26 protein-coding genes are annotated in these 23159 nt (G+C 60.1%); 13 read left to right on the forward strand and 13 right to left on the reverse strand.

Annotated features, from left to right (window positions below; translation table 11 throughout):
• Nucleotides 1–137: 137 nt before the first annotated feature.
• A complete protein-coding gene (locus ACIQJ2_RS16345) occupies nt 138–947 on the forward strand; it encodes a hypothetical protein (protein ID WP_400667486.1) in 810 nt (269 codons plus the stop codon).
• A gap of 125 nt (nt 948–1072) precedes the next feature.
• On the opposite strand, the gene ACIQJ2_RS16350 is transcribed toward ACIQJ2_RS16345, so the two are convergent.
• Complete coding sequence (locus ACIQJ2_RS16350) at nt 1073–1720, reverse strand: chloramphenicol phosphotransferase CPT family protein (protein WP_400667484.1); 648 nt, start codon at nt 1718–1720, stop codon at nt 1073–1075.
• A 248-nt stretch (nt 1721–1968) separates the two neighbouring features.
• On the opposite strand from ACIQJ2_RS16350, the gene ACIQJ2_RS16355 reads away from it, so the two are divergent.
• The 6 genes from ACIQJ2_RS16355 (at nt 1969) to ACIQJ2_RS16380 (ending at nt 6543) form a co-directional block, all read left to right on the forward strand.
• The gene (locus tag ACIQJ2_RS16355) at nt 1969–2388 is read left to right on the forward strand and encodes a DUF983 domain-containing protein (protein WP_400667482.1); all 420 of its coding nucleotides are present in this window, start codon (nt 1969–1971) and stop codon (nt 2386–2388) included.
• Complete coding sequence (locus tag ACIQJ2_RS16360) at nt 2357–3142, forward strand: SURF1 family protein (protein ID WP_400667480.1); 786 nt, start codon at nt 2357–2359, stop codon at nt 3140–3142. The genes ACIQJ2_RS16355 and ACIQJ2_RS16360 overlap by 32 nt, the downstream gene beginning before the upstream one ends.
• Before the next feature lie 220 nt (nt 3143–3362).
• Nucleotides 3363–4370: a 4-hydroxy-3-methylbut-2-enyl diphosphate reductase gene (gene ispH, locus ACIQJ2_RS16365; protein ID WP_400667478.1), complete on the forward strand. Its 1008-nt coding sequence runs from the start codon at nt 3363–3365 to the stop codon at nt 4368–4370.
• Nucleotides 4371–4564: 194 nt separating this feature from the next.
• Nucleotides 4565–5530, forward strand: coding sequence for a homoserine kinase (locus ACIQJ2_RS16370; protein WP_400667476.1), 966 nt, complete (start codon nt 4565–4567; stop codon nt 5528–5530).
• Nucleotides 5527–5967, forward strand: coding sequence for a ribonuclease HI (gene rnhA / locus ACIQJ2_RS16375; RefSeq protein WP_199145122.1), 441 nt, complete (start codon nt 5527–5529; stop codon nt 5965–5967). Before ACIQJ2_RS16370 ends, rnhA begins: the two co-directional genes overlap by 4 nt.
• A gap of 78 nt (nt 5968–6045) precedes the next feature.
• Nucleotides 6046–6543: a GNAT family N-acetyltransferase gene (locus ACIQJ2_RS16380; protein ID WP_400667474.1), complete on the forward strand. Its 498-nt coding sequence runs from the start codon at nt 6046–6048 to the stop codon at nt 6541–6543.
• 25 nt (nt 6544–6568) lie between these two features.
• Here the strand turns inward: ACIQJ2_RS16380 and ACIQJ2_RS16385 are convergent, their stop codons facing one another.
• Complete coding sequence (locus ACIQJ2_RS16385) at nt 6569–6997, reverse strand: RidA family protein (RefSeq protein WP_400667472.1); 429 nt, start codon at nt 6995–6997, stop codon at nt 6569–6571.
• Between the two features lie 213 nt (nt 6998–7210).
• Between ACIQJ2_RS16385 and ACIQJ2_RS16390 the strand changes: the two genes are divergently transcribed.
• Nucleotides 7211–7519, forward strand: coding sequence for a Dabb family protein (locus ACIQJ2_RS16390; protein WP_400667470.1), 309 nt, complete (start codon nt 7211–7213; stop codon nt 7517–7519).
• Nucleotides 7520–7599: 80 nt separating this feature from the next.
• Here the strand turns inward: ACIQJ2_RS16390 and ACIQJ2_RS16395 are convergent, their stop codons facing one another.
• From ACIQJ2_RS16395 to ACIQJ2_RS16420, 6 genes are all read right to left on the reverse strand, one after another.
• A complete protein-coding gene (locus ACIQJ2_RS16395; RefSeq protein ID WP_400667468.1) occupies nt 7600–8502 on the reverse strand; it encodes a metal ABC transporter solute-binding protein, Zn/Mn family in 903 nt (300 codons plus the stop codon).
• Nucleotides 8503–8521: 19 nt separating this feature from the next.
• Nucleotides 8522–9394: a metal ABC transporter permease gene (locus tag ACIQJ2_RS16400; RefSeq protein WP_400667466.1), complete on the reverse strand. Its 873-nt coding sequence runs from the start codon at nt 9392–9394 to the stop codon at nt 8522–8524.
• The gene (locus tag ACIQJ2_RS16405; protein ID WP_400667464.1) at nt 9391–10173 is read right to left on the reverse strand and encodes a metal ABC transporter ATP-binding protein; all 783 of its coding nucleotides are present in this window, start codon (nt 10171–10173) and stop codon (nt 9391–9393) included. Before ACIQJ2_RS16405 ends, ACIQJ2_RS16400 begins: the two co-directional genes overlap by 4 nt.
• Nucleotides 10170–10298: a hypothetical protein gene (locus tag ACIQJ2_RS16410; RefSeq protein WP_281436227.1), complete on the reverse strand. Its 129-nt coding sequence runs from the start codon at nt 10296–10298 to the stop codon at nt 10170–10172. Before ACIQJ2_RS16410 ends, ACIQJ2_RS16405 begins: the two co-directional genes overlap by 4 nt.
• A 226-nt stretch (nt 10299–10524) precedes the next feature.
• Complete coding sequence (locus tag ACIQJ2_RS16415; protein WP_400667462.1) at nt 10525–11010, reverse strand: peroxiredoxin; 486 nt, start codon at nt 11008–11010, stop codon at nt 10525–10527.
• Between the two features lie 83 nt (nt 11011–11093).
• Nucleotides 11094–11933 carry a protein-disulfide reductase DsbD domain-containing protein gene (locus ACIQJ2_RS16420; protein WP_199145103.1) on the reverse strand — a complete coding sequence of 280 codons (840 nt, stop codon included), beginning with the start codon at nt 11931–11933 and terminating at the stop codon, nt 11094–11096.
• 141 nt (nt 11934–12074) lie between these two features.
• On the opposite strand from ACIQJ2_RS16420, the gene ACIQJ2_RS16425 reads away from it, so the two are divergent.
• The 3 genes from ACIQJ2_RS16425 (at nt 12075) to ACIQJ2_RS16435 (ending at nt 14172) form a co-directional block, all read left to right on the forward strand.
• The gene (locus ACIQJ2_RS16425; protein ID WP_199145101.1) at nt 12075–12680 is read left to right on the forward strand and encodes a YqgE/AlgH family protein; all 606 of its coding nucleotides are present in this window, start codon (nt 12075–12077) and stop codon (nt 12678–12680) included.
• Between the two features lie 95 nt (nt 12681–12775).
• Nucleotides 12776–12967 (forward strand): CsbD family protein, encoded by a 192-nt coding sequence (locus ACIQJ2_RS16430; RefSeq protein ID WP_199145099.1) that lies wholly within the window; start codon nt 12776–12778, stop codon nt 12965–12967.
• Between the two features lie 137 nt (nt 12968–13104).
• On the forward strand, nt 13105–14172 hold the full coding sequence (locus ACIQJ2_RS16435; protein ID WP_400667459.1) for a putative zinc-binding metallopeptidase: 1068 nt from the start codon (nt 13105–13107) through the stop codon (nt 14170–14172).
• Between the two features lie 34 nt (nt 14173–14206).
• Here the strand turns inward: ACIQJ2_RS16435 and ACIQJ2_RS16440 are convergent, their stop codons facing one another.
• From ACIQJ2_RS16440 to thrC, 4 genes are read right to left on the reverse strand one after another with little or no spacing between them, the layout of a single operon-like run.
• Nucleotides 14207–17119, reverse strand: coding sequence for an EAL domain-containing protein (locus ACIQJ2_RS16440; protein ID WP_400667457.1), 2913 nt, complete (start codon nt 17117–17119; stop codon nt 14207–14209).
• Entirely contained in the window at nt 17116–17730 is a 615-nt protein-coding gene (locus tag ACIQJ2_RS16445) for a GNAT family N-acetyltransferase (RefSeq protein ID WP_199145095.1), read from the reverse strand. The genes ACIQJ2_RS16440 and ACIQJ2_RS16445 overlap by 4 nt, the downstream gene beginning before the upstream one ends.
• Nucleotides 17731–17780: 50 nt before the next feature.
• A complete protein-coding gene (locus ACIQJ2_RS16450) occupies nt 17781–19079 on the reverse strand; it encodes a pitrilysin family protein (RefSeq protein WP_199145092.1) in 1299 nt (432 codons plus the stop codon).
• 20 nt (nt 19080–19099) lie between these two features.
• Nucleotides 19100–20497 (reverse strand): threonine synthase, encoded by a 1398-nt coding sequence (thrC, locus tag ACIQJ2_RS16455; protein WP_400667454.1) that lies wholly within the window; start codon nt 20495–20497, stop codon nt 19100–19102.
• Between the two features lie 313 nt (nt 20498–20810).
• Between thrC and ACIQJ2_RS16460 the strand changes: the two genes are divergently transcribed.
• A complete protein-coding gene (locus tag ACIQJ2_RS16460) occupies nt 20811–21431 on the forward strand; it encodes a hypothetical protein (RefSeq protein ID WP_199145089.1) in 621 nt (206 codons plus the stop codon).
• A gap of 115 nt (nt 21432–21546) precedes the next feature.
• Here ACIQJ2_RS16460 and ACIQJ2_RS16465 read toward each other — a convergent pair whose 3' ends face one another.
• A complete protein-coding gene (locus ACIQJ2_RS16465; RefSeq protein WP_400667452.1) occupies nt 21547–22239 on the reverse strand; it encodes an HAD-IA family hydrolase in 693 nt (230 codons plus the stop codon).
• Between the two features lie 234 nt (nt 22240–22473).
• Between ACIQJ2_RS16465 and ACIQJ2_RS16470 the strand changes: the two genes are divergently transcribed.
• Nucleotides 22474–23142: a GntR family transcriptional regulator gene (locus ACIQJ2_RS16470; protein ID WP_199145087.1), complete on the forward strand. Its 669-nt coding sequence runs from the start codon at nt 22474–22476 to the stop codon at nt 23140–23142.
• Nucleotides 23143–23159 lie beyond the last annotated feature (17 nt).

The following is a 23159-nucleotide window of genomic DNA, read 5'->3' on the forward strand; positions in this document are numbered from 1 at the left end:
AGACTGTGAAATCCTGCCGCCGCAAAAGTCATCTCGATCCGAGGCTTTTGCGGCGGTATTTTTTTGACGGGAAGCCATGAGATCCTCGCCGCTTTCCATATGCATCGGCTCCCCATTGTTCATGGAGGTTTGCTCCCTTGTCGATCTGGATCTGTAAGACATGCGGTGCGCATTTTGCGCCCAGCGACGTCTGTCCTTCCCGCTGCCTCATCTGCGAGGACGAACGGCAATATGTTCCCGAAGTCGGGCAACAGTGGATCGCACGCGAGGCGCTCGCCGCGACCCATGCAAATGAATGGAGCGAGCTGGAGCCGGGCTTGACTGGCATCAGCGTCGTCCCAGATGTCGGTATCGGTCAAAGAGCGCTTCTCCTGCAGTCCCCGTATGGAAATGTTCTGTGGGACTGCACGGCCATGCTCGACGGGAAAACGCGGGATCGCATTCAGGAGCTTGGCGGCCTCAAAGCCATCTGCCTGTCCCATCCGCATTTCTACACCGGGATGGTGGAGTGGAGCGAAGCCCTGGGCGGCGTGCCGATCTTGCTTCACGAGTCTGACCTTGCCTATGTTCAACGCCCGAGCGAATTGATCACACCCTGGCAGGGCGATCGCCTTGAGGTGCTGCCCGGCATCGCTCTGCATCGGCTCGGCGGCCATTTCGACGGGAGCAGCGTTCTGGAATGGCGGGCCGGCGCTGACGGGAAGGGAGTTCTTCTCGTCGGCGACACCATTCACGTGGTCGCCGACAGGCGCTGGGTTTCCTTCATGTATTCGTTTCCGAACGTGATTCCGCTGCCGGCGCGTGAGGTCAGGCGTATCGCGGATCGCGCTGCTGCTCTCCACTTTGATCGCATCTACGGCCCGTGGAAGGAAAAGTTCATTCCGGCAGGGGCAAAGGAGAGTGTCGCCCGCTCGGCCGAGCGCTACATCCGCTTGCTCGAGTCCTAAAGCGCGGCGGCGATCTCTCAGCTTCGCTTCCTGGGCCTTGGGCCTCTGGTCTTACGCATGTCGTGTCGCAAAACCGCTGAACACTTTGGCGGCGTGCGTTGGCAAGCGGTCGTCACGACGTCTTTTCAGCTGGCGGCGAGGCGCTCAAATGCCGACGGGTGTGGAATGCCGTGCGTAAGCATCTGCCGGATCTCCTTGGCGCATTCCTGCGGGTTCTTCGATGCGGTGTCGACTTCCAAATCATAGATGCCGGGCCGGTGCACATGTTCTTGCCAGGCGATGACCGGCGCAGGGATCGGCTTGCCGGCTTCAACGGCAACATAGCTGCCTTGCCTTTCCGGTCCTTCCGCGAGCCGGCGCTGCATTACGACATTGAGCGAGCAGCGTACGCCGACGAACAAAGCGGGCAATCCTGCCAGCTGCCTCGCGCAATCGCGGAGGATGCCGAGCGGGCGCGAATAGGCGTCATGATGTCCGAACTCGGCGACGACATTGAAACCAAGACGGCTATGAGCGGCGATCGAAGCGTAGAGTGCGGCATAAAAGCGCGGAACCAACGGCTCGAGATCGGGTCGCTCCCCGCCGGGGCGCAGGCCGATGCCCGGCCGATAGCGCTCAGGCGTGACGTGTCGCACATAGGCGTCGACACCGAGATTGACCCATACGCCGTCGAATCCCGCCTGGATGACTTCGACGATGCTTGATTTTCCCGACCGTGGCGCACCATTGAGGATGACGATGCGGCCCTTGGCGATGCCATTACTATGTTCCAAAAGACGAACCCTCCTGTGGGTGTTTCAGCGGGGACGCAACGATATGCGAGCTTTTCGATTGGACGAATGAGCGCATCGCGGCTACTGATTATGACAGGGACGAGATCGAAATTCTCGCCCGCAATGGCAGGCCGGGGCGTTTACGTTTTTTAGAATCGCGAGAACGCTCTATCTCTTTGTTTTTTACGCATTCCGAACGGAAAACCGCTGCGCACTTTTCCTGGAAATGCTCTAGCCGAGACCGTATTTTGAACTCAGAGCAAGACAAAAGCCCCACTGGCGCACCGCATGACGATGGCGCTCTCTTCGCACCTGTCGATCCTTTCAAGGTCGGTTTTAAGGGGTGTTGTCCGCGCTGTGGTCACGGCAAGCTCTTCAACGGGCTATTGTCGGTCAAGCCGCGCTGCGCCGCTTGCGATCTCGACTATGCCTTTGCCGATGCGGGCGATGGTCCCGCGGTCTTCGTCATCCTGATCGTCGGCTTCATCGTCATCGGCCTGGTTCTGTGGATGCAGGTCAATTACGCGCCGCCGGTCTGGGTCTACATAGTGCTGTTTGCGCCGTTGACCATCATTCTGTCGCTGCTGTCCCTGCGCTGGTGCAAGGGTATTCTGATCGCGCTGCAGTATCGCAACAATGCCAGCGAGGGGCGCATCAGTGGTGAGTGAGACCGCCGCGCCAGTTCGCCGTCCCAATTTTTTGTGGCAGATCGGCAAGGCTTTGATCCTGCTCGTCGCACTCGTCATTCTGCTGGGGCTCGGCACCTGGCAGGTCGAGCGGCTGCAATGGAAGGAAGGCCTGCTCGCCGATATTGCCGCGCGCAAGGATGCGGCTGCGGTTCCGCTTTCGGCTATAGAGGCGATGGCTGCTTCCGGCGGCGATATCGAATATCGGGTCGTCACGACCCATGGTCGCTATCTTAACAACAAGGAACGCCACTTCCTCGCCACCTATGGCGATGAGCCCGGCTTTTACATCTATACGCCGCTGCAGCTTGAGGATGGCCGCTACCTCTTCGTCAACAGGGGTTTCGTGCCCTCCGCGGCCAAAGAGCCGGAGATGCGCAAGCAGGGGCAGTTGACCGGCGATCAGACCGTGACCGGTCTTGCGCGCGCCAAGCTTGCGGGCCGGCCCGATGGCATGCCGGACAACGATCTTGCCAAGAATTTCTTCTTCTGGAAGGACCTGGATGCCATGGCGTCCAGTGTCGGCCTGCCGAAAGACAAGGTGCTGCCTTTCTTCATCGATGCCGACAAGACACCCAATCCGGCGGGCTTGCCCGTGGGAGGCGTCACCATCATCGATTTGCCGAACAATCACCTGCAATATGCGGTGACCTGGTACGGGCTGGCGGTGGCGCTGGTTGCCATCGTCGCGATCTCCTGGTGGCGCAAGCACCATCCGGATGCACCCTCGCAATAGAGGCATGCTGCACTGGAGCCGGATGATTTCAGGCCCGTTCGAACTAAATTCGAATCCGCTCCAGAATCAAACAAGTGGAGCGTGATGTCGTCCGAAAGCCGCCTACACTTTTCGGCATCACGCTCTAGAATAGCTTCATTTCGATGGAATATTGGGCTAGAGCAGGCGGCAGGGCGTGCCTATCTATGCTCAAGCCATCGTCGCGCATTTCGGAAGAGACATGAACATAGCCGTTTCCAAACCTGAACTGACCATCCGGCTCTGCGGGCCGCGCGGCTTCTGCGCCGGCGTTGACCGCGCCATCCAGATCGTCGTGCTGGCGCTGAAGGCCTATGGCGCTCCGGTCTATGTTCGCCACGAGATCGTACACAATCGCTATGTCGTCGAAGGTCTGGAAGCCAAAGGCGCCATCTTCGTTGAGGAGCTGGACGAGATTCCGGCCGAACACCGCGCCCAACCCGTGGTTTTCTCTGCCCATGGCGTGCCGAAATCCGTTCCCGCCGATGCCGATGCGCGCAATCTCTTCTATCTCGATGCGACGTGTCCTCTGGTTTCCAAGGTTCATAAGCAGGCGATGCGCCACAATCGCCTCGGCCGCCATGTCGTCCTGATCGGCCATGCCGGGCATCCGGAGGTGATCGGCACCATGGGTCAACTACCGGAAGGCACGGTGTCGCTGATCGAGACGGTAGAAGACGCAGATGCCTATCAGCCCGTCGATCCCGATAATCTCGGCTTCGTCACGCAGACCACCCTTTCGGTCGACGATACCGCCGGGGTCATCGCTCGTCTGCAGGAGCGCTTCCCCAATCTCACGGCGCCTTCAGCCGATTCGATCTGCTACGCCACCACCAACCGACAGGAAGTGGTGAAGGTGGCAGCTCCGGGCTGCGATCTCTTCATCGTCGTCGGTGCGCCGAATTCCTCCAATTCCAAGCGTCTCGTCGAAGTGGCGTTGCGGGCAGGGGCAACGAAATCCGTCCTTGTCCAGCGCGCTTCGGAGATCGACTGGGACAATATCGGCGATATCAAAACCGTAGGTCTCTCGGCTGGTGCATCTGCGCCAGAAGTCATCGTCAACGAGATCATCGAAGCTTTCCGCGCCCGCTATAATGCTGTGGTGGAACTTGCGGAAACTGTGAAGGAAACCGAAAATTTCCTCGTCAACCGCGAGCTGCGCAGTATAGAGCTGACGACATCAGATATGGCCTTCGTCAACGGAGATTGAAGAAGGGCCACCTCGTCCTTCGAGGCCTGGCCGCTTGCGCTGACGCTTCATCGGCAAGGCACCTCAGGATGAAGTGGAGAGAGTTTCGTCGCCAGGCGCCCAAAGATCAGCCCTCACCCTGAGGTGGCCCAAAGGGCCCTCGAAGGGAGAGGGCGGGTGGCCTCGGCGGCATGCGTGTATCAAGGAAATGTTTTGTGGCCGTTTATACCGATATTACCGAAGACGATTTGAAGTGGTTCCTGACGGAATATGAGGTCGGCGAGTTGCTCTCCTACAAGGGCATTGCCGAGGGCGTCGAGAATTCGAACTTCCTGCTGCATACGACCCGCGACCCGCTGATCCTGACGCTTTATGAAAAGCGGGTCGACAGGGGTGACCTGCCGTTTTTCCTGGGGCTGATGCAGCATCTGGCAAGCCGGGGGCTTTCCTGCCCGTTGCCTTTGCCGCGCCGGGACGGCGCGTTGCTTGGTCATCTCTCCGGCCGTCCGGCCGCGCTGATTTCCTTCCTTGAGGGCATGTGGCTGCGCAAGCCCGATGCGCATCATTGCCGCGAAGTCGGCAAGGCGCTCGCCGCCATGCATATTGCCGGGGAGGGGTTTGACATTCGGCGACCGAATGCGCTCTCGGTCGACGGCTGGCAGCCGCTTTGGGAAAAGTCCGCGGCGCGTGCCGACGAAGTCGAAGCCGGCCTGCAGGACGAGATTGGCGGCGAGCTTGATTTCCTCGCGCATCATTGGCCGAAAGATCTGCCGAAAGGCATTATCCATGCCGATCTTTTCCCGGATAACGTCTTCTTCCTCGGCGACAAGTTGTCCGGCCTGATCGATTTCTATTTCGCTTGCAACGATCTGCTCGCTTACGACGTCTCGATCTGCCTCAATGCCTGGTGCTTCGAGAAGGATCACGCCTACAACATCACCAAGGGCAAGGCGCTGCTGGAGGGCTATCAGAGCGTGCGGCCGATGAGTGCAGCGGAGATTGCAGCCCTGCCGACGCTCGCTCGCGGCTCGGCACTGCGTTTCTTCCTGACCCGCCTCTACGATTGGCTGACGACGCCGGCCGGCGCCCTCGTCACCAAGAAGGATCCGATCGAATATCTGCGCAAGCTGCGTTTCCATCGCCAGATCGCTTCTGCCGTTGAATACGGGCTAGAGGCATGAAGCACGTCGATATTTTCACCGATGGCGCCTGCTCGGGCAATCCCGGTCCCGGCGGCTGGGGCGCCGTGCTTCGTTATGGCGAGGTGGAGAAGGAATTGTCGGGCGGCGAAGCCGACACCACCAACAACCGTATGGAGTTGATGGCGGCGATTTCGGCCTTGGGTGCCCTGAAGAGCCCTTGCGAGGTCGATCTCTATACGGACAGCGTCTATGTCAAGGACGGCATCACCAAATGGATCTTCGGCTGGAAGAAGAACGGCTGGAAGACATCGGACAAGAAGCCGGTGAAGAATGCCGAGCTTTGGCAGGCGCTGGACGAAGCCTATAACAGGCACAAGGTCACGCTGCATTGGGTCAAGGGTCATGCCGGACACCCCGAGAATGAGCGTGCCGACGAGTTGGCGCGCAAGGGCATGGAACCCTTCAAGAGGAAATAGGATGGGCTTGCTCCCCGGCGCCGAGCGCGGCCGCGGTTGCGCCGCGGATCTTGAGCCCCGGAACGACAGGATGACAGGATGGAAATCCGCCCCGAGGAACAGCAGGACATCGAAGCGATCCGTCGCCTGACAAAAGCGGCCTTCGCATCGATCGAGCATAGCAGCCAGACGGAAGCCGAAATCGTCGATGCGCTTCGCGATGCCGGAGCGCTGACGATTTCCCTCGTGGCGCTGGCGCACGGCGACATCATCGGACACGTCGCCTTTTCGCCCGTTACGATCGATGGCAAGAATTGCGGCTGGTACGGGCTCGGTCCGATTTCAGTGTCGCCGGATTATCAGAGGAAGGGCACAGGCGGCGCGCTCATACGGGAAGGTCTTGCGCGTCTGACCAAAGCCGGAGCCAAGGGCTGTGTCGTTCTCGGGGCGCCCGACTACTACAAGCGCTTCGGTTTCGAGAACGATGCTCGCCTGGTGTTCGAGGGGGTGCCGGCCGAGTATTTCATGAGGCTGATAATCGATGGCTCCGTACCTTCGGGACGTGTCAACTATCACGACGGCTTCAACGCCAGCTGATCGACAAATCGTCGCTCTCAGCGGTTCACTCAGCCGGTATCTTGAACCGAGCCCGAGGGATTTCCGCCGTCGCGGTGATTTCGATCAGCAAATCCGGATGATAGAGGCGCACGACCTCCACGGTCGTCGTCACGGGGTAGGGCTCCGAGAAGAACGCCTTGCGGATATCTCCCGCCGCCATGAAGGCTTCGATATCGGTCGCATACTGAGTAAGTGACACGGTATCGCCCATCTCGCCGCCGATGGCGTCCAGCACGGCCCTGATGTTTTCGAGCGTTTGCTGAACCTGCACGCGCATATCGCCCTTTCCGACGATTTGCCCATCGTGGTCGAGCGAAACCTGACCCTTCAGGTGAACAACTTGGCCGTTGCCAATAGCCTTCACCATGGAGAAGGCGCCAAAGGGCTTCCATATGTTCGGAGGATTATAGCTTGTTGCCATCGTGGCGCTCATCGTCGTTTCGGGATAGACCAGACCCTGGCTAAGCCCGCCTGCAGAAGCCGTTGCGTCCCGGGTGGTGCTGCTTGCAACCTACTGCAATCTGTTCCGAGTCCGTAGCGAATGTCGAGCGGACCATCTGTAAAAAGCACAGGGACGACAACGCGACGTCTTGCCCCCCAGCTCGTTCCCTCTATGCTGCCAGCGACATTCACGGAGACATTATCCATGATCCTGCACTGCGTTTTTCTGCGGCTGAAGTCCGCCATGACACAGGACGAGAAGAGGGCCATGTTCGAAGCCGTGGCCGGTTTGCAAAAGGTCATTCCCGGGATTGTCGATGTGAAATACGGGCCGAATGTCTCGCCCGAAGGCCTGCATGGCGGCTTCGTCGATGGTTTTGCCGTAACATTCGAAAGCCCCGAGGCGCGGGATGCCTATCTCGTCCATCCGCAGCATGTCGCCGTCGGCGAGCGGATTGTCTCTTCGACCGATGGCGGTCTGGCCGGTTTGCTGGTTTTCGATCTCAATCTTTGAGAAGAGCGGGCTTCAAGTAGAACGGGTCGCAGGCAAAACATACCTGCGACCCGGTTTCGTTGATGTGCCCGGCTGTTGCCTTAGCTCGACTTCGCCATCGCAGCGGCGAGTTGGTCAACGTTATAACGGAACATTTTTTCGTATGTCGAAGCCGGCCCATTGGCCTTGGAGAGGGACTCGACGTAAAGTTCGCCACCGGGCTCTGCACCGGTTGCCTTGGCGACCTGCTTGACGAGGCGCGGATCGTTCGAGTTTTCGAAGAAGTAGGCCTTCACATGCTCCGTCTTGATCTGCTCGATCAACTGGGCAACCTTGGCGGCAGAGGCTTCGGTTTCTGTCGAAAAGCCAAGTGGGGCGAGGAAGTTCACCTTATACTCGCGGCCGAAATAGCCGAAGGCATCATGGCTTGTCAGCACCTTGCGACGATCGTCCGGCACCTTGTCGAACTTGCTGTGCGCATAGGCATCAAGGTCGGTCAGCACCTTGGTATAGCGCTCGGCATTGGCCTTGAAGTCGGCCGCATCGGCCGGATCTGCCGCGGAAAGCGCCTTCTCGATATTGGCGACCCAGACCTTCACATTGACCGGGCTGTTCCACACATGCGGATCGGTGACCGTCTTGCCGTCATCGACCATCGTCCGCGTATTGATGCCGTCAGAGGCAACGACGGGCGTGCCCTTGTAACCCGATGCGGTGATCAGCCGATCCATCCATCCCTCGAGACCTTCGCCGCTGACGAAGACGACCTTTGCCGCGTTCAGTGTCTTGGCGTCGGCAGGGGACGGCTCGAACTCATGGGGATCGCCATTCGGGCCTACCAGGCTCGATACCTTCACATGATCGCCGCCGACATGCTTGACGACATCGGCAAGCACGGTGAAGGACGCGACGACGTTGAGCGTTTCGGCCGAGGCCGACCCGGCGACGCCGAAGGCGACGAAGGCCGATGCAGCGGCTGAGAGAAGCAGTCTCTGTTTGTTCATGCGAGTCTCCTTGTTCGAATTAGCCCCGGAGATGGGGACGGGGGAAGAACCGTCGGGCAAGGCCCGAGGGTGCGAAGAGAATGGAGAAGCCATAGATCAGGCTCGCCGTGATGATGATGGTCGGGCCGGAGGCGAATTCGAGATGATAGGAGGCAATGAGGCCGACATAGCCCGATATTGCCGCCGTTCCCGTCGCAATCCACATCATCGCAGGCAGGCTGCGCGACCAGAGCTGCGCCACGGCAGCAGGTAGCATCATCAGCCCCACGGCCATCAGCGTGCCGAGCGCCTGGAAGCTGGCGACGAGATTGAGCACGACGAGCAGCAGAAACAGGAAGTGATAGATTGGCCCACGGCCGCCGACGGCACGCAGAAAACCGGGGTCGAAGCATTCCATGACCAGCGGCCGGTAGATGATGGCGAGAGCTAGGAGCGTGACGGTGGTGATAGCACCGATCTGGTAGAGGGCAGGCGCATCTATCGCCAGGATGGTGCCGAAGAGCACATGCAGCAGATCGATATTAGAGCCGCGCAACGAGACGATGAGGACGCCGAGCGCGAGGGATGTCAGGTAGAAGCTGGCAAAGCTCGCATCCTCCTGCAGTACGGTCATGCGGCTGACGAGGCCGGAAAGGAGCGCCACCGAGAGACCCGCCACCAGCCCGCCAAGCCCCATGGCCGTCAACGATAAGGAGCCGGCAATGAGATAGCCGATGGCAGCACCCGGCAGCACGGCATGGCTCATGGCATCCCCCATCAGGCTCATGCGCCGGAGCATCAGGAAGACGCCGATCGGGCCGGAACCGAGGCCGAGGCAGAGACAGGCGATCAGCGCACGCCGCATGAAGCCATAATCCGCGAATGGCGCGATGAAGATATCGTAGATGGTCATTGGGCCGGCTCCTGCCTCGCGTGGCCGTCTGCCGCGTGTTCATCGTCCGGCAGGCACGCTTCGGCGCCTTCGTCCCAACGCTCGGCCATGGCGCGTGCCTTGATAAGGTTCGCCGAATTCATGACATCCTGCGTCCGTCCCCAGCCGACAAGCTCGCGGGCAATCAGCAGTGTTTCGGGAAAATGCGCGCGCACCTGATCGAAATCATGCAGTACGGCGATGACGGTACGCCCCTCCTTGTTCCAGCGCAGAACGAGATCAAGCAGGTCGCGCGTCGTGCGCTGGTCGATGGCGGTGAATGGTTCGTCGAGCAGGATGACGCGAGCGTCTTGCAACAACAGTCTCGCGAAGAGCACGCGCTGGAACTGTCCGGCGGAGAGCGAGCCGATATGCCTGCTTTCGAAGCCGGAGAGGCCGACGACGGCGAGTGCGTCGCGAGCGCGTTCCGCATCCTTGCGTGAGACCTCGCCGAAGGCGCCGGTATTTTTCCAAGCTCCGAGCATGACCGTATCGGCGACGGAAATCGGAAAGCGGCGGTTTATATCAGCCGCCTGCGGCAGATAGCCGAAATCGTTACGCGTCAACGCACCGCGATCGATCGAACCTTCCGCCGGCCGCAATTCGCCAACCATTGCCTTCAGCAGCGTCGATTTACCCGCACCATTTGGCCCGGCGATCGCCGTGAGGCTGCCGGCCCGGAAGGCACCGCTAATGTGATGCACGGCGGGATGTCGCTCATAGGTCACGGTGACGTTGTCGAGTCGAATCAGGTCGTTCATGCCAGAGCCACCGCCCAGCCGATGGCTGCCCAAAGTACCACAATGCCGACCGCCACATAGGCAAGCCGCACCAGGGCGGAACGCCCCATCAGGGAGGGTGCGAATGGATCACGATCGAACGGCATTCAGGGGGGCTTTCATTTATGTAATAACATTACATCTAGTAGCCGATGAAATGCGGCGAAAAAGAGGCGGTGGCCAGAATAGCTGTGGCTGGCGCCGGCGCGGAGGAATTCAAGCGGGGGGATTGCACGCGCCGTGGCCCGGTTGGAGCCATTGAAGTTCTCGCAGGCAGGCAAAACAACAAAGGGCGCCATTGAGGCGCCCTTTCATCTCTGACCGGAATTGGCTTTAGAGCTGCTCGATCATCGCCGCAGCGCCCGAAACCGTTGCCTGGCCCGGGCTCTCCTCGATGTTGAGCGTTTTTACCACGCCGTCTTCCACCAGCATGGAGTAGCGCTTCGAGCGGACGCCGAGGCCCCCAGCGGAAAGGTCGATATCGAGGCCAAGCGCCTTCGCGAAGGAAGCGTCCCAATCGGCGAGGAAATGGATCTTGCCCATGCCGCCCGACGATTGCGCCCAGGCGCCCATGACGTGCCAGTCGTTGACTGCGATGACGGCGATGTCATCGACACCCTTTGCAAGAATGGCGTCCCGGTTTTCCAGATAGCCCGGCAGATGGTTGAGCGAACAGGTCGGGGTAAATGCGCCGGGAACGGCAAAGAGCACGACGCGCTTGCCGGCGAAGAGCTGCTCGGTGCTGATTTCGACCGGGCCGTCCGCGGTCTTTTCTTTGAAGGTGGCGGCGGGTAGTTTATCACCGATTGCGATGGTCATGGCTCTCTCCTTGGGGCATGGTTTCGAGGCGTTTGAACCGCCTTCGATGGGGCGAAATTGTCGGGCAGAACTATAGGTCGGGCCTATTCGAACGCAAGGGTGGTTTCGATGGCGCGATCGCCGTCGACGGCCAGAACGCCCCAGGTCTTGCCCTTGATGTCGTAATTCTTCGGCAGCTTGCCGATCTCGATATCGGCCGAATAGGCGTTGCCTTCCCGCTTGGTATTCGCCTGCTGGAAGAACACGTAACCTGCCGGGCCGGTGACATAGATCGCCGGAGCATTTCCGGTTGTTTCCGGCAGGGTGAGGCGCAGCGTCAGGTTTTTCGAATCCGCGGAGAGGCTGTGGCCCTGAACGGCGAAATCGGAGGACGGCGTTTGCGGCAGCAAAGCCTTCGCGGCATCCAGCAGAGCCAACTCATGTGTCGTCGGCTGTTCGCCTGCCGGTAGCGGCAGAGAATAGTCCGCCTGGAAGGGGATGCAGATATCCTTGCAAAGACCGATGAAGGCGGTCAGCTCCAACTTGGCCGGCGCCTTGCCCGCGACGCGGAAATCGAGCGGCAATGTCACGGGAGCATCGTAGCCGATCTCATGTATGTTCCCGACGACGATCTGCTTCGGTATCGGATAGCTGGCTTTTTCCAGCGTCACGCCGCTCTCGGGCGCAAGGGTCACTTGCGGCGGAATCCCGCTCTGGCCCGGTTCACGCCAATAGGTGATCCAGCCGGGTTGCGGTTCGATCTGCAGAGCGGCACGGATATGGCCCTCTGCATCGGGTGCCAGCGCCACAAGGCGCATGCGGCCGCCTTGATTGTCCGCCCATTCGCTTGTCGCGGCATGGGCGGCAGAGCCGATGCAAAGAATGGTGGCAAATGCGCCGGCGGATAGTGCCGACAGGCGGGAGAGGGTGGCTGATCCGGTCATGGAATGAGGATTTAGCGGATCGGGCGGCATGGAGCCAGCACCGCCTAAAAAAGAAATGATCATTTTCAGTTGATTGATTTATGACATTGCCCCATCTTGCTTTTTTAGCGGTGCAGCTATGGACTGCGGTCAGGAGGCACGATGTCCCTATCGACGCTGAAGAATAAACGCGAAAGAGGTTTGCTCGACGGTCAGTTCCTGATCGCCATGCCCGGCATGGAGGATAGGAACTTCAACCGGACGGTCATTTACATTTGCGCTCATTCCGATGCCGGGGCCATGGGCTTCGTCATTAATCGACCTCAGAAGCTGACGTTTACGGATGTTCTTCTGCATCTGGATATGATCAAGGATGACGATGCCATCGTCCTCCCGGCGGACGCACGGAATTTCCCGATCCAGACCGGGGGGCCGGTCGAAAGCGGCCGGGGCTTTGTCCTCCATTCCGACGATTACCTCAGCGACAGCAGCATTCCGGTCAGCGATGATATCAGCTTGACGGCGACGCTCGACATCGTGCGAGCCATCTCCAAAGGAAGCGGGCCGAAACGAGCCACGATGCTGCTCGGCTATGCCGGCTGGGGAGCAGGCCAGCTGGAGGCGGAGATCGGCAACAATGGCTGGCTGAACTGCCCGGCAAACGAAGAGCTGATCTTCGACCGCAGCCTCGACGACAAGTATGAGCGTGCCCTTGCCTTGATGGGCATCAATGCCGCAATGCTGTCGCCGCACGCCGGCCATAGCTGAGACGATCGGCACTATTTCGGAACGAAATAGCGCTCGTGGCGTTACCCTGACAGAGCAACGGCAATAGAGCCGTGCCAGCCAAGGAGGCGCTACACATGAGCAGCACGACCGATAAGGTTACGGGCAAGGTGAACGAAATCGCCGGCAAGGCCAAGCAGGTCGTCGGCAAGGCAACCGATGACAAGAGGATGCGCGCCGAAGGTGCCGCCCAGGAAGCCAAGGGCAAGGTGCAGTCTGCCGTTGGTAAGGCCAAAGACAAGGTCAAGGGCGCCGTCGATCGTATGTGATCGACTGATTGCTAGCCAATATGTGCTCGCTGTTCCGTTTGAATTGACGTTGTAGCAGCGATGTTGGGAGGAAGAGCCTGTTACGGAAACGTGGCAGGCTCTTTATCTTGGGCCAATCCACCTTTTCCGAGGAGTTCATGCGGCTTTTCACCTGCGATCATTGCGGCCAACCCGTCCATTTCGACAATAGGCAATGTGTCCGTTGTGGCCATCAGCTCGGCTTCGTCCCGGATCGTCTGGCAATCTATGCGCTGGAGCCGGATGAAGGCCCGAGTTGGCATCTGGTTTCCGAGGCGGCGCGACATGTCCGTTTCTGCGCCAATGCCGAACTCGACATTTGCAACTGGCTGATTGATGCGGATGATTCTAACTCCTATTGCGTCGCCTGCCGCCACAATCGTCTCGTGCCGAATACGGGCACGGAGCAGGGGATAAATCGCTGGAGGCGCATCGGGCAGGCGCAACGCCATCTGTTCTACTCTCTGCTGCGCTGGAAGCTGCCGCATCCCGACCGGACGGAGGATCCTCAAGGCGGGTTGGTGTTCGACTTCCTCGAAGATGAAATGCAGGGCAATACCGTCATTCCCGCCATGACCGGCCACGAAGACGGATTGATTGCCATTCGTGCCGCAGAGGCCGATGATGTGACACGCGAGCAGGCGCGCACCTCGATGAACGAGCCCTATCGCACGCTGCTGGGGCACTTCAGACACGAGACCGGTCATTTCATCTGGGACAAGCTCGTGCGCGACCGTGGTCAGTTCGACGCCTTTCGCGCCGTCTTCGGCGATGAGCGCGCCGATTATGGCGCAGCACTTCAGGCTCATTACGACAACGGTCCGCCTGTGGACTGGCAGGAAAGCTTCATCAGTGCCTATGCCAGCTCCCATCCCTGGGAAGATTTTGCCGAATGCTTCGCGCATTACCTGCATATCGTGGATACGCTGGAGACGGCTCGCTCTTTCGGGCTGGCGATCGATCCGCAGCGCTATCACGACATGGCGGCGGAAGTTGACTTCAACCCCTACAAGGCTGAGAGCGCAGACCAGCTTGTCAGCGCCTGGATCCCCTTGAGCGTTGCGATCAATTCCATCCAGCGCAGCATGGGGCAGCCGGATTCCTACCCCTTTATCCTTTCCCCGCCGGTGGTCGCAAAGCTGGATTATATCCGGCGACTGATCGAAAGCGCGGGAAGCGAATCTTAGAAATCGCAACGCGCCTCAGAGCGGGGGCGCTATTTTAGGCGCGCTTCGTCAGCGGAAAGCGTTCCTTGAGCAGCCTGATCACCGAATCCGACCCCATTGGCGGACCGAAGATGAAGCTCTGACCGTAGGTGCAGCCGATCTTGGCGAGTTCCAGCGCGTCCTCTTCCGATTCGATGCCCTCGGCGACGACCCGCATGTTGAGTTCGCGCGCCATGGAGATGACGGAGCGGAGCAGCACGGCCTTCTTATCGCTCTCGTCTCGCACCATAGCCTTGTCGAGCTTGATGGTGTCGAAGGGGAAGCGCGTGAGATAGGCAAGCGAGGAATAACCGGTGCCGAAGTCGTCGAGCGCCAAGCCAATGCCGGCGTCGCGCAGCTTGTCGAGCACGAGGCGCGCCTGTTCCGGATTTTCCATCACCTGCGATTCCGTCAGCTCCAGTTTGATCCGGTGTGGATCGCAATGGGTCTTGGCGAGCAGGGCGCGGATATCGTCGTAAAGTTCATTGTTGAGCAGTTGCACGCTGGAAAGGTTGATGGAAACGAACAATGGCAGGTCGCCGGTCTGTCGTTGCCACGCCTTCAGGTCATTGGTCGCCTGCTCCAGCGCAAACATGCCGAGCGGCCCGATAATGTCGGAAGCCTCTGCGATCGGGATGAATTCCGTGGGCGGAATATTGCCGCGCTTCGGATGCTCCCAGCGCATCAGCGCTTCGAAGCCTGCCACCTCTGCATCTTCCAGTCGGACGATGGGCTGGTAGACGAGCGAGAGCTCCTTGCGCTCGACAGCACGACGCAGGTCGGTTTCAAGCTGCAGGCGATCAGTGCCGAAGCTGCGGAAGGCAGGCTGGAAAGGCTCGACGCGGTTGCCGCCGGCGCGCTTGGCGCGGTACATGGCAAGTTCGGCGTCACTGAGCATGCCGGCTGCGTTTTCCTGCTGGTCGACCCATGAGGTCAGGCCGACCGATGCGGTCAGGATGATTTCGCGGTTGGCGAAGTTGATCGGCACCATGATCGCTTTGCTGATCGCATCGGCAAAATCGGCGACCTTGGCCGGATCGCGCTCGGATACGAGGATGAGGCCGAACTGGTCGCCCGAAAGGCGGGCAAGCGTATCCTGCGGTTTCATCAGGCGGCGAAGACGCCGGGTCAGCGCGATGAGGATATTGTCGCCCGCGGCAAAACCAAGGGTATCGTTGACGAGCTTATAGCGATCGATGTCGATCACCATGACCGTCGGTCTGAGCTGATTGCCCTCAGACGCGAGTGTCAGCACGGACTGGAGACGGTCGAGGAAAACCTGGCGGTTCGGCAATCCGGTGAGATTATCGTGCACGGCGTCATGCAGCAGCCGCTCGATCGAATTCTTCTGCTCGGTGATATCAACGATGGTGCCGACGCAGCGAATGATCTCGCCGTTGGAGCCGAGCACTGGCCGGGCGCGGATCGACAGCCAATGGAAATGTCCATCCTCGGCGCGAATGCGGAATTCGTGGTTCAGCCTGCCGCGTCGATGTTCCAGCAGCACGTCGAGCGTCGCTCGGAAGCGGTCGCGGTCGTCGGGATGCAGTCGCGGCAGCCAGTTGCGCGCAGCGCCATGCATGCTGCCGGGCGAAAGGCCGAGCTTCATCGAGATATCGGGCGTGGTTACGACGCGATCGCGGGCCACGTCCCAATCCCAGACGGTATCGCCGGAACCGGTCAGGGCCAGGGATTGTCGCTCCAGATCCGAAAACAGGCCTTGCTGGAAAGCACCGCCGGCAAAGGCGTGCTGCATGACGGTGAAGCCGATCAGCAGGACGATCAGCACCAGGCCGCCGCCGAGGGCCGGCTGGATGATATCGTTGTCGAGCTTGCCCATGACCGTCATCCAGGCTCCGAATAGCCAGACGAGGATCAGCGCCCAGGCGGGCACGAGCAGGATTGCACGGTCATAACGGCTGAAGCCGAGGTAGATGATGAGCAGCAGGCCGGCCGTTGCCGTCAGTGCGAGCGACAGCCGCGCAATGCCGGCCGCAATCGACGGATCGTAGATCGCCACGCCGAAGAGGAGTGCAAGGCCAAGAACCCAGGCGAGCGTCACATAGCCGAGATGCGCATGCCAGCGATTGAGATTGAGATAGGTGAACAGGAAGATCACCAAACTCGACGCGAGCGCCACCTCCGCGCAGGCGCGCCATATTCGCTGGTCGCTGGAGGTGATGCTGATGAGCTTGCCGAGGAAGCCGAAGTCGACGCAGATATAGCCGAGCACCGCCCAGGCAAGGGCCGCGGTTGCCGGCAGCATCGATGTTCCCTTGACCACGAAAAGGATGGTCAGGAACACCGCCAGCAGGCCGGCAATGCCGAGCACGATGCCGCGATAGAGCGTGAAGGCGTTGACCGTGTCCTTGTAGGCGTTGGGTTCCCACAGATAGAGCTGCGGCAAATTGGGAGACGAAAGTTCGGCAACGAAGGTAACGACCGCGCCTGGGTTCAGCGTGATGCGGAAAACGTCCGCTTCGTCGCTTGGCTGCCGATCGAGCGCAAAGCCTTCGCTCGGCGTGATCGCGACGATGCGTTGCGAGCCCAGATCGGGCCAGAAGACCTTCGAATTCACCAGGCGGAAATGCGGAGCGACGATGACGCGCTCAAGCTGCTCTTCGGAGACGTTGGCAAGCGCGAAAACCGCCCAGTCACCCTGATGATTCGGAGACGAAGATCTGACCTCGATGCGTCGCCTGATGCCGTCGGTGCCGGCGGCCGTCGAAACCTGAAAGGCTTCGCCCTGGTTGGTATAGATCTCGGTCGTCGCCGTCAGGTCGAGAGCGGTGTCGTCGCGCGAGATTTTCACGGGCTCGGCTGCCTGCGCCATCCCGGCGATCAACAGCAGCATGATGGCCGCAAGCGTTGCGAACACGGCGCACAGCCGCCCGGCCATCGGCCTCGTCTGCATCAATCCGGCGATCATCGCTGGTCGTAGCTTCGGTTCGGGCCGGCATCGGCTGCCAGCCTTGAGAACATCACATGGTCGCGCCACTGACCGTTGATTTTGAGATAACCGCGCAAATGACCTTCCCGTTGGAAACCGGCTTTTTCTAGAAGCCGCATGCTACGCTCGTTATCCGGAATACAGGCTGCTTCAATACGGTGCAACTCAAGTCCGGAAAAGATATAGGGTATAACCAACCGAAGTGCGGCGAACATGTGGCCCTGACCGGAATAGCGCTCGCCCATCCAATATCCGATCATGCAGCTCTGCGCAGCACCGCGGCGAATATAGCCGATCGTTATGCCTCCAACCAGCGTCATGTTTTCCCTGAGGAAAATGAACAGCGGGATCGCCTGGCCGGAATTGTACTCCTGCTTTCCCCTGATGATGCGCGCCCGATAGGCGCCTTCCGTCAGTTCGTCATGCCGCCAAGTCGGCTCCCAGGGTTCGAGAAAGCGTCTGCTTTCGGCCCTCAGCCTGTGCCATTGGTTGAAATCGGAGTAGCGCGGCAGGCGCAGCAAATATGTGTCGTCTTCGAGTTCAACCGCGTCCGGATGACGGGAGAGAAATCGAAAGACTGATTTTTGCATGCCGCCAAGCACTCCCCCGAGAATTGAACCCATCGGCTCGCGGCATGCCCCTAGCCGTTTGCGCTTTTGGAAGCGAGCGCCGGTGAGGACAGGGACATGACGATGTCTTCCATCGGTGCGAGCTGCTCCAGCGGCCCGATCGCCGAAAGCGTCGGTACTGTATCGAAGAACAGCCGGCCGGCAAGATCGGTGAGGCGATCGATGGTGATGCCCTGCAGGCGCTCCAGCATTTCCTGGTTCGGAATGGGGCGGCCGTAGAGCATCATCTGCCGGGCGACCTGGCCGGCGCGAGCGGCCGGGCTCTCCTGTCCCATCAACAGCTGCGCGCGGATCTGGGCGCGTGCGCGCTCGATTTCCTGCTGCTCGATATTGTGGGACGCCTTATGCAGTTCATCGACGATCACAGGCACCAGCTCCGGCAAGTTCTCGCCGCCTGTCGCCGCATGGATGCCGAAAATGCCGGTATCGGAGAAGCCCCAATGGAAGGCATAGACCGAATAGCAGAGGCCACGGAGCTCGCGCACTTCCTGGAACAGTCGCGAGGACATGCCGCCGCCGAGGATATTGGCGAGGATCTGCGAACAGTAGAAATCGCGCGTGTGATAGGCGCGGCCTTCGAAGCCGAGCAATATCTGCGCGTCCATAAGGTCGCGCGTCTCGCGAATATTGCCGCCGATATAACGAGCAGGCTCGATAATGGGCGGAGCGGACGGTTTCGTCGGCAGGCTGGAGAAACGCTCCTCGACCTGGCGAACGAAGCTCTCATGGTCGACCGCACCGGCCGCCACCACGAACATGCGGTCCGTGGTGTAGTTGCGATCCAGGTAATGACGAATCTGTGCCGGCGAAAAGGAAACGACGGTCTCAGGCGTGCCGAGAATGGCTCGCCCCAATGTTTGTCCGCGATAGGCGACTTCGGAAAACTTGTCGAAGACCACGTCGTCAGGCGTGTCGTTCGCGGCGTTGATTTCCTGCAGGATAACCTGCTTCTCGCGTGCCAGCTCTTCCTCGTCGAAAGCGGATTCGGTCAGGATATCGGCAAGGATATCGACCGCGAGCGGCACGTGATCTTTCAGAACCCGGGCATAGTAGGAGGTGGTTTCGGTGGATGTGGCGGCGTTGACTTCGCCGCCGACATTCTCGATTTCCTCGGCGATCTGACGGGCGCTGCGCCGCGCCGTGCCCTTGAACGCCATATGTTCGAGCAGATGGGCGATCCCGTGTTCTGCTTCGGTCTCGTTGCGCGAGCCCGATTTGATCCAAACGCCGAGTGCCACGCTTTCGAGGTGTGGCATCGATTGGGTCGCTACTGTCAGCCCGGACGCGAGCCGGGTGCACTCCACTGTCATCGCTTGTCTTTCCGCGTCTGTTATTCGCCGGCCCGGGTGTGTTTGCCGATAAAGCCTTCAACAGCTTTAAGCTCCGGATCGAGAACCTCGAAACGCTCCTCCCTGGTCATCAAACCAGCAAGCCACGTCGGAAGCGCTGGGTCAATACCGGATGCGGATTTTACTGCTGCAGGGAATTTTGCCGGATGGGCGGTGGCAAGCGTCACCATCGGGCTCGTCGGACGCTCGTTCTTTTCCGCGACGAAGACGCCGATTGCCGTATGCGGATCGAGCAAATAGCCGGTTTCGGCAAGGGTCTTGCGGATGGTTTCGGCCACCTGCTTCTCGCTCGTGCGTCCGGCGCGGAAATCCTTCTTGATGAACTTCAGTGCCTCTTCGCTGATCGAGAAGCCATTCGACTGCTTCAGGCTTTCCATCGCGGCCCGCACCTTGGAAGCATCGCGCCCATTGGCCTCGAACAACAGCCGTTCGAAGTTGGAGGAAATCTGAATATCCATCGACGGCGACGTGGTTGCCTTGACCTCGCGCATTTCATAGCGGCCGGTCTTGAGCATGCGCGCGAGGATATCGTTTTCGTTGGTGGCGATGATCAGGCGCTCGATCGGCAGGCCCATACGCTTGGCGACGTAGCCGGCAAAGATATCGCCGAAATTGCCCGTCGGCACGGTAAAGGAGATTTTACGATCCGGGCCGCCAAGGGCAACCGCCGTCGTGAAATAATAGACCACCTGCGCCATGATTCGCGCCCAGTTGATCGAGTTGACGCCTGAAAGCCTGACCTTGTCGCGGAAGGCGGCGTCGTTGAACATGGCTTTGACGAGGTTTTGGCAATCGTCGAAATTGCCCTTGACCGCCAACGCATGGACGTTTGCCGCCGTGGACGTGGTCATCTGCCGTTGCTGCACCGGGGAAACCTTGCCATGCGGGAAGAGAATGAAAATATCGGTGCGTTCCCGGCCGGCAAAAGCATCGATCGCAGCGCCGCCGGTATCGCCCGAAGTGGCGCCGACGATGGTCGCCCGCTGTCCGCGCTTTTCCAGCGCATAGTCCATCAGCCGCGCCAGCAACTGCATGGCGACATCCTTGAAGGCAAGCGTCGTGCCGTGGAATAGCTCCATGACGAAGCTGTTCGGGCCGGTCTGGACAAGCGGCGCCACGGCCGGATGACGGAAGGTGGCATAGGCGTCATCGATCATGCCACGGAAGACGTCGGCAGGGATCTCGCCGTTGGTGAAGGGCGAAAGCACGGCAAAGGCGATGTCCTGATAGCTCTTGCCGCGGAAAGCCCGAATTTCTTTCTTCGTCAGGGTTGGCCATTCACGGGGAACATAGAGCCCGCCGTCACGGGCAAGGCCAGCCAGGAGAGCGTCGCAGAAGCCAAGGGCAGGGGCTTCTCCCCGGGTTGAAATATAGTCCACGGTCTAGGATTCCTTTGGTCGCAAAATTGCCTGAGTGATCGGTTGAGAGAGTAGAGGAACGAAACGGTGCCGGCCTGTCTTTTTGCGCCGGATCAGCCCCGTGGTTTTCGCGTTTGCACAAGGCGCGTGGGATTGGCGCCTGCCGGCGGCGGTTTATGCCGATCTGTCGATCTCGAAAAGTGAGCCAAAACGGTGTCTACCCAATCGATTTTTCGCTGCGCCGCTGGTATAGACCATCGCCAAGTGTCATAAAAGGCCCGTTTGACGGGCTGCAGGCCGATAATATGAAATATATGGAGAGGGTGGAATTATAGTGTTTGGCAAGGTTTCGCGTCGTCTTTTCTCCGCTTCGGTTCTGGCATTGCTGACCGGTTGCAGTACCCTCGGCATCGGCGGTAGCAGTGATAAGCAGCCGGCAACCGATGTTACCGTCGCTCCGCAGGCAGGTGCTGCGAGTGCTGCCCCCACAAACGCCGGCGGCTATGTCGTCGGCAAGTGCCCTCAGGCGGTTATTCGCGATGAGGACTCCGTCTACAAGATATACGCCAAGGGCGCCAAGGACGATGCAAGCAAGCTGGCCTATCAGGCTTCGCTCGCCCAGGCCTCGCGCCAATGCACGTCCGACGGTACCAGCCTCGGCATTCAGGTTGTGGCACAGGGGCGCCTGGTTGCCGGCCCGATGGGTAGCTCCGGCAAGGTGACCTTGCCAATCCACGTCGCCGTCATGGACAACGACAAGGCGCTCTACAGCAAGACGATCAACTTCGTCGCAGAGATCCCGCCAGGCGAAACCACGACGCAGTTCCTGTTCACGAACAACGATATCCAGGTTGCCGGCGGCTCGGGCGGCTTCACGATCGTTCAGATCGGTTTCGATCAAGGCCCGCAGAAGCCCGCAAAGGGCGACAAGCCGGTGCGCAAGAAGCGCCACTAAGGCTTTCGATCGCGGCGCCGGCCCGGCGCTGCGAGAGCACCGTGATGATTTGAAAAGAAAAGGCCCCGCCGATCGATCGGCGGGGCCTTTTCTTTGGTTGATAATTTCGGCTGCCTTAAAGCACGCCGTCCCATTCGGCCAGAGCCATGACCACGCCCGGCAGGTCAGCCATGCGGCTGATGACGGTTTCCGCGCCGGCGTCCGTCAGCTTGTCGGCATGCGAGGGGTAGGTGTGCGATGCGCCGGTAAAGCCGATGACGCGCATGCCGGCGGCGCGCGCAGCCTGAACGCCGTGGATCGAATCCTCGACGACGATCGTGTTGGTGGGGCTGACATTCATCTGCTGGGCGCCATGCAGGAAAATGTCCGGCTTGGGCTTCACACGGTCGGCGCCGAGATCTTTGGCGGAATAGATGTGTGGCGCAAACAGCTTGATATAGCCGACCTTGGTAAGCATCATGTCGAGACGGGCGGCGCTGGAGTTCGAGCAGATGCAGCGCGGCATTGGCAGGCGCGATAGCGCAAGCGGAACGCCTGCAATCGCCTGAACATCGTTGGCAAGCCGCAGATCGAGCAGCTTTTCCGATTTGTCGAGCAGCGACGCCGAGAGTGGAATGCTCGCCTCGCGCTCGACTTCGAAGAGAATGTTGCGCCAGGTCATGCCGGCGAAGCGCTCGCCCATTTCCTCGGTGCTGATCGGGTAGCCTGCGTCGGTCAGCAATTTGGATTCGACTTCTGCCGCTATGATTTCCGAATCGACCAGAACGCCGTCGCAGTCGAAGATGATGAGGTCGAAGCCATTGCTCATGAAAATTGCTGCCTTTGGTGTGGGCTGGGTTCGGCAAGTTCCGGCGAAAACATTCGCGTCTCGGAACAGGCTCTGAAAATGACCGTCGCGCTTTACACGATGTGTCGACAAAGCTCAACCAATTGGCGGACATGGCTGTACTGCACGGATCGAAAGGGTCGAGACCGCTTCAAAAGGCTTGATGGCGTCAGCTTGTCGCTCGACATCGGCCAAGCCCGTCATTAAGGATCGATCATGGCCAAGGAGCGCGACGACACAATTGCCAGCCGCATCAGCCGGGTGCTTGCCGACCGCATCATTCGCGGAGAGCTCGCGCCCGATGCGCGTTTGCGGCAGGATCATATTGCCGAGGAGTTCGGCACCAGTCATGTGCCGGTGCGCGAGGCGTTTCGGCGGCTGGAGGCGCAGGGTCTGGCGATCAATCTGCCGCGCCGCGGCGTTCGCGTGGCGTCCTTCGATCTCAAGGAGGTGCGGGAGGTTGCGGAAATGCGTGCCGCACTGGAAGGCCTCGCCTTGAGGCACGCGGCACAGCACCTGACCCCGGCCATTCTGGATGCGGCCGAAGAGGCGACGCGGGAAGGGGATGCAGCCTCCGACGTCTATGCGTGGGAGGAGGCCAACCGCCGCTTCCATCGTCTAATCCTGGCGCCTTCCGGCATGGCGCGCCTATTGGCGGCCATCGACGATCTGCACGCCGCCAGCGCGCGTTTTCTGTTCTCAGCATGGCAATCCGGCTGGGAAAAACGCACGGATCACGATCATCGCGCCATCCTTGCGGCCTTGCGCCAGGGGCGCACGGATGAAGCAGCAGCCATTCTGCAGAAGCATGTGCAATGGATCGGCCGTGCCCCTGTGCGCACGCCCTCCGGCTCAACTCGCGAAGCTTTCGCCATCGTCGGCTAAATGCCAAAAAATTATAG

It is taken from the genome of Rhizobium sp. NPDC092011, assembly GCF_044756305.1.
Lineage (GTDB): Bacteria > Pseudomonadota > Alphaproteobacteria > Rhizobiales > Rhizobiaceae > Rhizobium.